The organism is Glaciecola sp. HA4-3 (assembly GCF_055693685.1).
In genome coordinates this window covers 1,683,915-1,697,456 of record NZ_CM146340.1, presented here as the reverse complement: position 1 = coordinate 1,697,456, position 13,542 = coordinate 1,683,915, and the positions used below count along the sequence as shown (strand labels likewise).

General features: G+C 40.4%; 5 protein-coding genes and 3 pseudogenes. 4 read left to right on the top strand and 4 right to left on the bottom strand.

Features of this window, described 5'->3' with window-relative positions; genetic code table 11:
• Positions 1-60: 60 nt before the first annotated feature.
• Both ACZ1G6_RS08055 and ACZ1G6_RS08050 read right to left on the bottom strand, forming a co-directional pair.
• Positions 61-3,193 (bottom strand): annotated as a pseudogene (locus ACZ1G6_RS08055) (efflux RND transporter permease subunit).
• 20 nt (positions 3,194-3,213) lie between these two features.
• Positions 3,214-4,476, bottom strand: coding sequence for an efflux RND transporter periplasmic adaptor subunit (locus tag ACZ1G6_RS08050; RefSeq protein ID WP_472618807.1), 1,263 nt, complete (start codon positions 4,474-4,476; stop codon positions 3,214-3,216).
• Positions 4,477-4,612: 136 nt separating this feature from the next.
• On the opposite strand from ACZ1G6_RS08050, the gene ACZ1G6_RS08045 reads away from it, so the two are divergent.
• From ACZ1G6_RS08045 to ACZ1G6_RS08030, 4 genes and pseudogenes are all read left to right on the top strand, one after another.
• Positions 4,613-5,284: a LysR family transcriptional regulator gene (locus ACZ1G6_RS08045; protein WP_472618806.1), complete on the top strand. Its 672-nt coding sequence runs from the start codon at positions 4,613-4,615 to the stop codon at positions 5,282-5,284.
• Positions 5,274-5,600 (top strand): type 2 periplasmic-binding domain-containing protein, encoded by a 327-nt coding sequence (locus tag ACZ1G6_RS08040; RefSeq protein ID WP_472618805.1) that lies wholly within the window; start codon positions 5,274-5,276, stop codon positions 5,598-5,600. Before ACZ1G6_RS08045 ends, ACZ1G6_RS08040 begins: the two co-directional genes overlap by 11 nt.
• A 133-nt stretch (positions 5,601-5,733) precedes the next feature.
• Positions 5,734-6,933 (top strand): efflux RND transporter periplasmic adaptor subunit, encoded by a 1,200-nt coding sequence (locus tag ACZ1G6_RS08035; protein WP_472618804.1) that lies wholly within the window; start codon positions 5,734-5,736, stop codon positions 6,931-6,933.
• Positions 6,930-10,102, top strand: a pseudogene (locus tag ACZ1G6_RS08030) (efflux RND transporter permease subunit). Before ACZ1G6_RS08035 ends, ACZ1G6_RS08030 begins: the two are co-directional and overlap by 4 nt.
• Before the next feature lie 65 nt (positions 10,103-10,167).
• Here ACZ1G6_RS08030 and ACZ1G6_RS08025 read toward each other — a convergent pair.
• Both ACZ1G6_RS08025 and ACZ1G6_RS08020 read right to left on the bottom strand, forming a co-directional pair.
• Entirely contained in the window at positions 10,168-11,085 is a 918-nt protein-coding gene (locus tag ACZ1G6_RS08025; RefSeq protein ID WP_472618803.1) for a DMT family transporter, read from the bottom strand.
• Positions 11,086-11,159: 74 nt separating this feature from the next.
• Positions 11,160-13,421 (bottom strand): annotated as a pseudogene (locus ACZ1G6_RS08020) (TonB-dependent receptor).
• Positions 13,422-13,542: the final 121 nt, after the last annotated feature.

The following is a 13,542-nucleotide window of genomic DNA, read 5'->3' as shown; positions in this document are numbered from 1 at the left end:
CAAGCTCGAATGATTGAGGAAACAACGTTTAAATTGCGAGCTTGTTCATTTAAAAAAGGATTATTCAGATTTGTTTTTAGGTGCAAGCCAATGATAAAACAAAGGCGTAAGTAAAAGACCAAAAATAGTTACACCAATCATTCCCGCAAATACTGTCACACCCATTGCTTGTCTCATTTCAGCGCCTGCGCCCGTTGACAATACAAGTGGTAATACCCCCATAATAAATGCAATAGAGGTCATTAAGATAGGGCGTAAACGAAGGGTTGAAGCTTTCATTATTGCATTAAATCCACTTAAGCCTTTGTGTTGCAATTCTTTGGCAAATTCTACGATTAAAATCGCATTTTTAGTGGCCAAACCCACCAGCACAATTAAGCCTATTTGGGTGAATATATTATTATCACCTCCATAAACAATCACCCCTGTCATCGCCGACAATAAAGTCATAGGTATAATCAAAATAATCGCCAGCGGTAAACTCAGACTTTCATACTGAGCAGCAAGTACTAAAAACACTAATAACACTATAAGTGGAAACACCAAAAGCGCGGTATTGCCTGCTAGCTTTTGTTGATAGGCTAGGTCGGTCCATTCATACTCAATCCCATTAGGCAAATTTGCATCTAAAATTTTAGTCATAGCAAGCTGAGCTTCACCTGAGCTAAATCCTTCAGCCGGTCCTGCATTTAAATCTGCGGTGATAAATCCGTTATAGCGCATTACGCGGTCTGGGCCTGCGACATTTTTTATTGTCACAAATGAGCCCAGTGGCACCATGTCGCCTTGCGCATTTCGAACTTCTAATTTGGCAATTTGCTTTGGCTCTTGTCTAAACGATTCTTTGGCTTGCAAGTTAACTTGGTAGGTACGCCCAAACTGATTAAAGTCATTTATATATAATGAGCCTAAATAAATTTGCATAGTTGAAAAGATATCACTGATAGATACGCCCAAACTTTTTGCTTTCTGGCGGTCAATGTCTACTTCTAGTTGCGGCACATTTACTTGATAACTTGAAAACACGCCCGCTAATTCCGGGGTTTGCTAAGGCTTGTTGTAATATGGTTTGAGTAGCATCATACAATGCTAAATAACCAAGATTTGCTTTATCTAATAGTTGTAGTTTAAAGCCACCAATTGTACCTAAACCTTGTACAGGAGGAGGTGGGAATATAGCAATAAATGCTTCTTGGATGGTGCTAAATTGTCCACCAAGAGACTGAGCAATCGCATTAGCTGAAAGCGCTTCACCTTTGCGCTTTGAAAAATCTTTTAGCGTGACAAAAACGACGCCAGCATTAGTACTGTTTGTGAAACCATTGATACTAAGTCCAGGAAAAGCGACAGTAGACTCAACACCAGGGTGAGCCAGTGCTATTGCAGACATTTGTTGTATCACTTCATCAGTGCGATCTAAAGATGCTGCATCAGGTAGTTGCGCAAAGCTTACCAAGTATTGCTTATCTTGAGTCGGAATATAAGCTGTTGGTGTATTTGTAATTTGAAGCCCAGCTACTCCCACTAACGTCACGTAAAAGATACCAACGAGTACTCCAGTTCGAAGGATCTTTTTGACCGCTTTGCCATACACACTTTGTCCTTTTTCAAACAATTGATTAAATGGTGTAAATACATAGTGACTAAACAAGCGGTCCATTAATCGGCTTAAGGCATCCTTAGGAGCATGTTTGTCCTTGAGTAATAAAGCGGCAAGCGCAGGACTAAGTGTCAATGAATTAAACATTGAAATAAAAGTAGATATTGTAATGGTCAATGCGAACTGTTTATAAAACTGTCCCGTCAAACCTGACATAAATGCTGTGGGGATGAACACAGCCGCTAACACCAAGGTGGTCGCAATAATTGGCCCAGTAAATTCTTTCATCGCTTTTTGAGTAGCTTTTACAGGGGATAAACCTTCCGATATGTTTCTTTCTACATTTTCAACGACTACTATCGCATCATCTACGACAATGCCAATCGCCAGGACTAGGCCAAACAATGATAAGGCATTTAGTGAGAAACCTAATAGGTGCATTACGGCAAACGTACCCACCAAAGATACTGGCACCGCGACTAGGGGAATGATAGAAGCCCGCCATGTTTGCAAGAATAAAATTACAACAAGCACAACTAAGATTAACGCTTCAAAAAGTGTTTTTACCACCGCTTCTATGGAATCTCTCACAAAAACCGTAGGATCATAGACTATTTTGTAGTCGATACCATCAGGAAATGCTTGCTTTAGAGAAGCCATGGTTTTGCGCACATCATCTGAGATTTGAATCGCATTTGATCCCGCAGCCTGAAAAATTGGCAAAGCAACGGCAGCTTGATTATCTAATAAGGAGCGCAAAGCATAAAAGTCTGCGCCTAATTCAACTCGAGCAACATCTTTTAACCTAACTATTTCGCCTTGTTGTCCTACTTTTATAATGATGTTTTCAAACTCTTCAGGCGTTTCTAGTCGCCCTTTAACATTTACAAGTAACTGAAATGCGTTACTGCCACTAGGCTGAGCGCCTAAACTTCCAGCGGCGGCTTGTTTGTTTTGTTCGTTAATTGCATCGGCCACATCCATGGCTGTTAGCTCTAAACTAGCTACTTTTGAAGGATCTAGCCATATTCGCATACTGTACTCACCGGCGCCAAATAACTGCACGTCGCCAACACCTTCTATTCGTGCAAGTTCATTTTTAACATTAATGTGAGCAAAGTTTGACAGGTAAAGCATATCGAAACGATCATCGGGTGATGTAAGGTGTACCACCATTGTTAAATCTGGTGATGACTTTTGGGTCGTTACTCCCATGCGTTGCACCTCTTGAGGTAACCTTGCAAGCGCTCTATCAACTCTGGATTTTATATGTGATTCAGCTAAATCAATATCGGTACCAATTGCAAAAGTGGCTGTTAAGGTCATTCGTCCATCACTTGTAGATTGTGATGACATATAAAGCATATTTTCAGTCCCTTGAAGCTCTTCTTCTATTACAGATGCAACGGTTTGGGCAATAATCTTTGGGTTAGCACCAGGGTAAGTAGTACTAACCACTACAGTTGGCGGCACAACTTCTGGGTATTCGGTAATGGGTAATTGTTGAAGTGATAGCGCGCCTGCAATAAAAATCAAAATAGATAAGACGGCTGCAAATATCGGACGGCGGATAAAAAATTGTGAAAAATTCATCGTGTTATTCTCGTATGGGTCTAGTGAGAAGCAAAGGCAAGTGTTTTGCCTTTATCAGAGCCTAGCAGCATTACCACCTGATTATCGGAATTTGAGCTTTGATGTTTCAATTGGGCATGCATACGTTTTATGTTTGTCTGGTAATCGTGAATATTTGCTAATATTTCGCTATCAGCCATTTCAACCGAAATCGGTAAAATTTGGGTGTTTGGACGTACTTTTTGTAGTCCATTAACAACAATCCTTTCACTTGCCGCAAGGCCTTTAGAAATAACCCGTAATCCTTCAATTTTTTCACCCAATGTCACTTTTCGATATTCAACAATGTTATTTTCATTTACCACAAGCACAAATTTATTATTTAAATCTGTGCCAATGGCAGTATCTTGAATAAGAATAGTGTCGGTAGCACGTTGAGAATAAACATTCAGACGCGTGAATAATCCCGGCACAATCAATCCGTCTTCATTATTGATTACAGCTCGCGCTCTTATTGTCCCTGTTTGTTCGTTGATTTGATTGTCGACAAAGTCGATAAACCCGACGCGTTCTGCATTTCCTTGTTCACCAAAACTAACAATGACAGGCAATGCTTGGCTGTCTTCTTTGCTTTGAACAAACTCGATATATGCATCTTGATTGGCATTAAAATAAGCATGTACTTGCTCAGTTGAAACAATAGTTGTTAGTAATGATTGCCCCGCGTTTACTAGATTTCCTTGCGTAATATAAGCATTTGACACTTTCCCAGAAATAGGCGCAAGTATGCGGGTATAGCTTAATTCTAATTGTGCGATATTAAGTTGTGCTTGAACTGATGCTTGCCGAGCATTAGTTTGTTGAACATTAGCTTGACGGGTATCAAGTAATTCTTTCGAGACTGCATTGCTAAGGCTTAGTGTTTCGGCTCGCGAAAATTCTTTCACCGCTAATTCATATTGACTAGCGGCAATTTCTAAATCTGCTTGTAGGCGACTCACTTTTGCACGAAAAGGTGCATCATCAATGCTGAATAAGATATCGCCTTTGCTTACCTGTGCACCTTCAATAAAATGTACTTGCGATACATACCCTGAAATTCGTGGGCGCAAGTCAACATGCTGTGGCGCTTGAGTATGGCCAGTAAACACTTGCGAATCTGCAATAGCGTATGTTTCTACATTGGCGACTTCTATTTCGGGAACAAACAATGCCTGTTCGTCATTATCCGCATTAACACATGCGCTTAACACACTAATTGCAATAAACCCCGTTAGTATCGTTTTGATTTTGTGTATGTTCATTATTGGTTCCTCAACCTTAATTGATGGACCAATAATAGAGTCGTATTAAATATAAAAAAAATTATATAATTATATATAATACATTTGCATTTGTGATGTATTAATCTATGCTTAAAAAAACATCTAAGGAGAGCTAATGCGTCCACAAGAATTAAACTTACTGATTATATTTGACGCCATAATGACCGAGGGTAGCATTAGTCGAGCTGCAGATCGTTTAGCAATGACTCAACCAGCAGTCTCAAATGCTGTCAGTCGAATGCGAGTCGCGTGGAAAGATGATTTGTTTGTGAAACAAGGTCGCAATATAAAACCCACTTTAAAAGCGCAAAACATGTGGGATCAGATTAAACAGCCGATAAATGAATTATCAACAGTAATTAAACCCAACATATTTGACCCTGCTACTTCTACTCGTACTTTTAGAATTGCCGCGGCAGATATTGTTGTGCAAATGATGATGGTCGCGCTACGACAGACAATAGAGCGCGAAGCGCCTAAAATTAATGTGCATATGGTGCCGTATACGATCATCAATGCAAGCGAAGTTTTAGATAATGCCGCGGTCGATTTGGTAATTGGTGCTGGTAACATGTTGCCAAGCACCATCCGCAGTGAAGCCTTGTTTCATCCCCAGTATATTTGTGCGATGCGGCCACAGCACCCCCTTGCAAAAAGTACGCTAAGTATTGATGAGTTTGCCGCTGCAGATCATTTGTTAGTGTCATTGTCTGGTGATGTAGTGGGTGTAACAGATGAAGTGCTAGAGCAGCAAGGATTATCCAAGGCGCATTGCAATGAGCGTTAATCAATTTAGTATGGTTGCGCCTTTATTAGTTAACAGTGACTTAATTTGCGTGGTGCCCCTTGGTGCAGTGACGCAAAGTATTATGGATGGAAGTATTACCGGCACATTACCGCCGATTGAGTTAAATCCACCACCTGCTCATATACTGTGGCATACCAGACAAGAGCGTGATCCAGGACTAATTTGGTTACGCGATTTGGTGACTCGTTTAATAAGGGCTTCAGAGCTACAAAGTATCGATTACGCTATGCCTAAACTTTGCGGAAACAGCGTAGAATTATGTCAAAAGTTAAGTGCCACATTAAAGAGAATGTAAAGGTTGTAACATTTAGACACACTTTAAGTAGGGTGAATAACAAATCTTTAATGTTCTGCGGTAGTCCTTAGCCGATAATGCAGAGTATAATTGAAGCACATAACGTGTTGTATTTAGATAAAAAGGTTAGTGCATGAGCAGCAGTTTTCGTAAAGTAGGGCTTCCAATCATCATTGTAATAGCATCTATAGTCGCATTGATCGTGATTATTCAATTAAAGCCCAAGCCTGAAAAAAAGGAAGTTGAAACCAAAGATTTTCTTGTTGAAGCGCAGCCTATATTCGCACAAGACATTGAGTTTTTAGTTTACTCACAAGGGCCGGTTGAGCCAAAGCAGCGCACCATGCTAAGCACACAGGTAAGCGGCCGTATTGTTGAGATTGCCGAAAATTTTAATGAAGGTGCATTTTTTTCAAAAGGGGATGTCTTAATCGAGCTTGAAAGTGCAGATTATGAAACTGATTTGCTTTTAGCTGAAGCTGAATTGGCAAGAGCTCAAGCTAGTCTTGACGAAGAACAAGCTCGCGGCAGAGTAGCGCAAGCCGAATGGAGCTCTATTAATACATCACAGGCACCAGAGCTTGGCTTAAGAAAGCCCCAGTTAGCTCGTGAACAGGCAAACGTAAAAGCGGCAAACGCTAATTTAGCGCGAGCAAAGCGTAATCTTGAACGAACCAAAATTAGAGCACCCTATGATGGTCTTGTAAAATCACGAATGGTCGATATCGGTCAATTTGTGCCAATGGGTAGTCAAGTCGGTGAAATTTTTTCTACACAAACCGGAGAAGTAAGACTTCCGTTAACCGATAATGATGTGGCGTTTTTGGCGAATTTAAACCAAGAACAGCCCCTTGTTACATTGCAAGCTGAAGTGGCTGGTAAAACGCATTTCTGGCAAGCAAAGTTGGTCAGGGATGAAGCCGTTTTAGACGAAGCTAGACGAGTTATTTATGGTGTAGTGGAAATAGATGACCCTTATAATTTACGCTCACAAAAACATGATTCACCGTTAAAATATGGTCGCTTTGTTAGTGCAGCAATAACCGGAGTAACGGCTAATAATATAGTCAAACTTCCTCGCTTTGTGGTTAGGCTTGATGGCACAATTTTGAGTGTTGACGATAACAATACGCTAAACATTAATGCCGTTGATATTATGCGTTCAGATGAAGATTATGTGTATATAAGCGGTGGCCTACCTTTAGACCAACAAGTCGTGATGAGCGCCGTTTCTGCCCCTTATCAAGGTATGCCGGTACGTTTTACCCAAGATACTCCCACACCCTCTTTAAATAGCGAAGATGAAGAATCTTCTACAGAGTTAAACTTATGAGTGATAGAGAAGAAATAGACACTAAAAGTGGCATAATTGCATGGTTTGCACGCAACAGTGTGGCTGCAAATTTATTGATGGTTTTGATCATTCTAGGCGGTATTTTCGGAATTATTCAAGTTCAAAAACAAGTGTTTCCACAATTTAGTATCAATGTCATTAGCATTCAAGTTCCGTATTTAGGCGCCGCCCCTCAAGAAGTAGAAGAGGGGGTTGTTAGAAGAATCGAAGAGGCTATTAAAGATTTAGAAGGTATCGAACAGCTTAGTTCAGTTGCCAGAGAAGGGCTAGGCTCTGTGACTGTCGAGGTTGAAGATGGATATGATGTACAAGACCTGCTTGATGAGATTAAAGTACAAGTAGATGCGATTTCTACCTTTCCAAACAACACAGAAAAGCCAGTTGTCTATCGTATTAAAGCGCAACAAAGTGTTCTTTGGATATCGGTTTATGGTGATGTAAACGAACGAGAGTTAAAAGAACTTACCAAAGAGATAAGAGATGATATAGCGAATTTGCCTGGTATATCTGATGTAACGGTTGCAGGCGCAAGAGACTATGAAGTGTCAGTTGAAATATCAGAGATTCAATTGCAAGCCTATGGTCTGACCTTTGATGATGTAGTAAATGCGATTAGGCGCACTTCAATTGATGTGCTAAGGTGGTTCGATTAAATCGGAAAATGGCGACATCCTTTTGCGCGCAAAAGGCCAAGCCTACACTGCTTGGGATTTTGCGAGTATTCCTCTTATTAACCGAACAGATGGTACTCGTTTGTTGGTAGGGGACATTGCTTCTATTAATGACGGCTTCGTTGAAGATAACAATTACGCGAAATTTAACGGAGAAAATGCGATTAGTATTCGCGTGAATGCAGTGGGCGACCAAAATGCACTTCAAATATCAAAGCGAGTGAATGAATATCTTGATAAAAAGAAAACCGAATTGCCTGCTAATGTCAATGTGGATTCTTGGGGAGATAGTTCATTTTATTTGGCAGATAGATTAAGCATGATGCTTTGGAATATGCTACAAGGTGCGGTGTTGGTATTTGCGATACTAGCTATCTTTTTGAAGTTAAAATTAGCGTTTTGGGTAATGGTTGGGCTACCGGTGTGTTTCTTAGGCACTTTGATGCTTATGCCAGTTGAATACATCAATGTATCGATAAATTTATTAAGCCTATTTGGCTTTATATTAGTGCTAGGAATTGTGGTAGATGACGCGATTATTATGGGGGAATCCGCCTATTCCGAAATAGACAAAAGCGGGCATAGTTTAGATAACGTGATACGAGGTGTTAAGCGTGTTGCGATGCCGGCCACCTTTGGGGTATTAACAACTATTGCAGCGTTTACGCCAATGTTGATGGTACCTGAGTACATTTGGTGTCATTTGGAAGACTATTGGTCTTGTTGTAATTCTTTGTTTAGTGTTCTCGCTGATTGAATCTAAGCTTATATTGCCTGCTCACTTAGCCAATATGAAGGTGACCCCTTATGATCCGAATAAGGCTAACGCGTTTCAGAGGTTTCGAGAAGATTTAAACCTAAAGATCAAATCATTTATTCACAATAAATACGGGCCGTTTTTAATGAAAGCGGTGCGCAATCGATACACCACCTTATCCATCTTTTTAGCGATGTTTATACTCACTATTGGCTTGTTTTCTGGCGGAATTGTTAGGTTTGTCTTTTTTCCTGATATCCCATCTGATTTTATGGTTGCAAATGTTGAAATGGAAGCTGGTTCATCGCTTCGCCAACGTGATCTTGCAATTCAAGAGTTAACACGCTCAGCGCAAAAAATGAATCAACAAATTATTGATGATACTGGCGCGCCTGTTATCAAACACTTTCTTGCATTTGATAATGGTCCATTAGCAGGCCAAGTGTTTATCGAGCTCACTAAGGGCGAGACAAGGGAGCTAGATGATAAACAAATACAAGATGTATGGCGTGGGTTTGTCCAAGAAATACCCGGAGTACGCTCGTTGTCTATTGGTAGTGAAGGTGGTCCTGGTGGCGGTTCAGATTTAGATTTTGAATTTAGATCTGACGATGTTGAGCAATTAAAACTTGTTACCGCTGATCTTAGACGATATTTAGATACATATACGGGCGTCACAGAAGTAAATGATTCGTTTAGTGGCGGTAGTGATGAAATTCAACTTGAAGTGAAACCTCAGGCAGAAGCACTTGGAATAAGCCTTTCTCAATTAGCGCAGCAAGTCCGATACGGTTTTTTTGGAGCCGAAGCGCAGCGGATACAACGTAAAGATGAAGAAGTGAAGGTCATGGTTCGGTATCCAAAAGAAGAGCGCAATTCGGTGGGTAACCTTGAAACCATGCGTGTAAGAGCGCCTAATGGCGATGATGTGCCGTTTAATCAAGTTGCCGATGTGAAATTAGCTCAAGGCTATTCAAGTATAAGACGCGTTGATGGAGCGCGAACTATTACTGTTACAGCAAAAGTGAATAAAGACTTGGTTGACCCCGGTGAGGTTAGCAGAGATGTTGTTGTTAATGTCATTCCTGATATTTTAGAAAAATACCCGAATGTTGATTTTAGATTGCAAGGAAATGCAAGGGAGCAAGGAGAGGCTGTTATTGCCTTGGTGCAAGGCTTTGTGTTTGCGCTAGTATTAATTTATGCCCTTATGGCAATTCCGTTAAAATCATACTCACAACCGATTATTATTATGTCGGTTATTCCTTTTGGTTTAGTTGGCGCGATCATTGGACATTTATTGTTGTTTAATGCTGTTAGCGTACTGTCTATTTTGGGTATTATTGCGCTATCGGGCGTTGTGGTTAATGATTCGTTAATTATGGTGGATTTTGTTAACCGAGCCAGACGGCAAGGATTTTCATTAATGGAATCTGTGCTCAATGCTGGCACTCAGCGATTTAGAGCGATAATTTTAACTTCGTTGACAACGTTTATGGGCCTTTTACCCATTATGTTTGAAAAGAGCTTACAGGCGCAGATTGTGATCCCGATGGCAATTTCACTGGCTTTTGGTATTTTGTTTGCAACCGTTATTACATTGTTGTTGGTACCATCGTTATATATCATTTTAGACGACATTAAGTCTTTGTTTAGAGGTAAAGGTGCTCCTGAGCAAAATGTTGAAGTGTCGACAGATATTAAAGTTGATGGTGCTTAATACTCTTGTGGCTTAGATGCGACGGGCTTGTTTGCGTCGCATTTATCCTTAATATGCCTTGGTATTTACGTTTCAATCGTTTTTATACCAAGTAATGTGTTGCATTTACCCATGGCAATTGCGTTTCCTATGAGAACGGCAATGACACCCCATATAGCGGCTATTGACCACTGATAACCTTCAAAAAATGTCGATATTATAAGTGCAACCACCGGGTACAATAAAACCACGTACGCTGATTTGTCAGCACCAATCTGTTTTAGTAGTTTCATGTAAGCACCAAACGCGATCACCGAGCCGACAATGCTCAGATATGCTAGCGAATAATAATAACTTTCTTGTGTTGGAAGTGTCACAGAAGCGCCACTTGAAAATGCAATTATAAGCGTAAGTGCTGTGCCATATGTCATGGCCCAAAAGTTCATTTGTAATATTTTGACATCGCCGCTTAGTACTTTTTCAGACACCACATTTCCCACCGCAGCACAAAAAAATGAGATGATTGCAAAGAGTAATCCAAAGCCAATCCCTTCTTTCAAACCAAAGGCCTGAAATTCAGGTGAAAAAATTAAGATAATCCCTAATAGACCAATTGTAGCTCCAATCACCACTTCTATGCGGATTGGCTTTCCCATCAGATAACGACGTAACACTACATTGAAATAGATTACGCTACTGCTTAATACGGCTAACAGCGCACTTATCATATGTTGCTGGGCCGCATACAAAAAAGAGTAATCTAGGCAATAAAGAAATACACCAGCTATCGCAATCCATTTGTGATGGACAAATGGAATAAGTATTTTAATACCGGATAACTTACACCAAATACCAATTAAAATAGCGGCAATGGCAAATCGTAAACCAACGCTTAGCATAATGTGCATATCTTCATGCACTTGAAAGGTCAGTGCTATCCAAGTAGAGCCCCAAACCAGTGTACAAATGCTAAATAGTACAAAATTTGATGATAATAATGTCATATTGTTGTGTTCTTCTAATAAAAATAAAGCCAGTCATAAGACTGGCTTTTACCAAGTTACTCGAAAGTCATCACTTAATAAAAATTCATTTTGACTTCTATCCCAATAACTCGAGGTTCATTTACGATACCGGTAAGATTATTGAAATCTAATGCGCCTTTAACGTTATTTTCATCTGTTATATTTCTGCCGAATAAAGCAACACTATATCCATCAGCAAAGTTTTCATAACCCGCACGCAAACCGCCTTCGTACTGTCTGTCAGTTTGAAACTCAAATGACTCATACAAAAATAAGTTTGTATCGCCTTGGAATGCCCAATCAGTATAGACAAAAAGCTCACCGTCATCGCTGACGGGTACTGTATACTTTGCAGTGAAGCTTAAGGTGTACTCTGGTGCTTGAGGGAAGGGATTACCGTCCACAAAAGCAAAGCCATTATCAGCAACTGGATCTAAAACACTGCAGGGAGAACCACAGGCTGCAACGAGTAAACTGTCATCTTTTATCTCGGTGTGATTGTAGGCATAACCAGCGGTGAAGAACCAATTATCATTGAATGCATATTGTGCATCAATTTCAAAGCCGTAAGCTTCGCCCTTATCAGCATTTAATAAGGCATTTCCGTTTGAAGCACCGCCAATTGCCGATAGTTGTAAATCATCAACCGTATAGGCAAATACAGCAGCGTTAAGTCTTAAGGAGTTGTCTAACAAATCAGATTTGACACCAAATTCAATAGAATTGATGGTTTCGGCATCTGCCACAGAAGGATTTCCTTCAAACGCAATATCTCGACCTTGTATACTTTGAGCTCGAAAGCCGTTAGCAAAGCGCGTAAATAATGACGTGTTTGATGTCATGCGATAGTTTGCGCTAAGTTCAAAACTTGTTTGCCCATCATCAACGTTTACAGGTGCATAATCTTGTATCTGAGCGGCACCAATAACCAAGGCAAAGCCATCAACATTTTGTTGACCAACTAACAAAGACTTTTCATCATCTGTATAGCGAATGCCGCCAGTTACGCTAAGCTTTTCATTGATATCGTAACTTGCTTGGCCAAAAACTGCCCAGGTAGTATTTTCATGCGTCACTGTAGTGGCACCAAAAAAACCATCCGTACTTGTTACATCAAAAGAAGCATCATAATAAAATGCACCAACTTGCCAGCTTAATGCGTCATTGGTATCACTTGCGAGTCTAAATTCTTGAGTGAGTTGCTCAAGATCGTCAACCGAGTCTCGTGTGACCGCATCAAAAGGAATAAATCCTGGGCGCGAGGGAGGCGTGAAATCTGCTGCACTGCCAAACCCACCATCTATGTCACCTAAGCTAAAGCCTTCTGCAGTTTGTAACGAACTAATAGATGTGAATGTCATATCACCTAGGTCATAATCTACTTTTAGTGTTGTCCCGAAGCCGTCATATTCTTGAGGATTATTGTCAAAGCCTTGACCTAAGAGGTTTGCATCATAGGTCACTGCTCGTCTATCGTAGTTTTCATTTAAGTCATTTGATCCGCGACTAAAAACGTTTGCTCTAAATACAGACGCGGTGCCCTTAAGGTCTCGCCCTTGAACTTGAAGCAATATATCTAAATCATCACTTGGGGTGAATAGCAACTGTCCTCTGAAGGCTAATTCTTCATAGCCACCCAAATTTTCAGTATCAAGGTGCTGCGAGGTTGTCAATGTAGTCGTCGCGCGTTTGAGATAAGATTGATAAACGACCTGAAATGTCATCGCTTAATCCGCCACCAACAGCCGCTTCAACATTAAATGTGTCAAAAGTACCAAATGACGATTTAACATAAGCATCAAAATCTTCAGATGGCTTTACGGAATCAAACTTTATAATACCAGCGGTCGTGTTACGACCAAATAGCGTGCCCTGTGGTCCGCGAATGACTTCAACTTGTTGTACATCAAAAAGCGGGAAACTTTTTAAGACAACGTTTTCCATCACTACATCGTCCATAATAATAGAGAACAGGTTGAGAAGCGGCTAAGTCAAAATCAGTATTTCCTAATCCACGAATATAAAAACGTGGCGCAACTCTGCCATTTGATGTTTCAGCATATAGGCCTTGGTACTCTTACAGCCATTGCTAAAATATCATCGCCTGCTGCAAAGATATTTTCAAATTGTTCACCATTAAGAGTGGCGATTGAAATGGGGACTTCTTGAATCGACTGTGTGCGTTTCTGAGCCGTAACAGTAATAGTTTCTAAGCCCGTTTGGTTTTCTTGTTCAACTTCTTCTTGTGCATAGGCTGCACCCGACAAAGCCCCAGCGATAGTAATAGAAAGCAAAGATTGCTTTAAAAGAATCATAGTGTTCGAATCCGTAAATGATAGTAAGTAAGGGTATCGCGTAATGAAATAGTTAGCGTGTTGCCAATAACATATTATTGACACTGTAATTATACCAGAGTGTGATGTCGATTGAAGAGGT

Coding starts and splice junctions, on each gene's coding strand:
- ACZ1G6_RS08050 (WP_472618807.1), bottom strand. CDS start 4,476: ATGAACATACACAAAATCAAAACGATACTAACGGGGTTTATTGCAATT.
- ACZ1G6_RS08045 (WP_472618806.1), top strand. CDS start 4,613: ATGCGTCCACAAGAATTAAACTTACTGATTATATTTGACGCCATAATG.
- ACZ1G6_RS08040 (WP_472618805.1), top strand. CDS start 5,274: ATGAGCGTTAATCAATTTAGTATGGTTGCGCCTTTATTAGTTAACAGT.
- ACZ1G6_RS08035 (WP_472618804.1), top strand. CDS start 5,734: ATGAGCAGCAGTTTTCGTAAAGTAGGGCTTCCAATCATCATTGTAATA.
- ACZ1G6_RS08025 (WP_472618803.1), bottom strand. CDS start 11,085: ATGACATTATTATCATCAAATTTTGTACTATTTAGCATTTGTACACTG.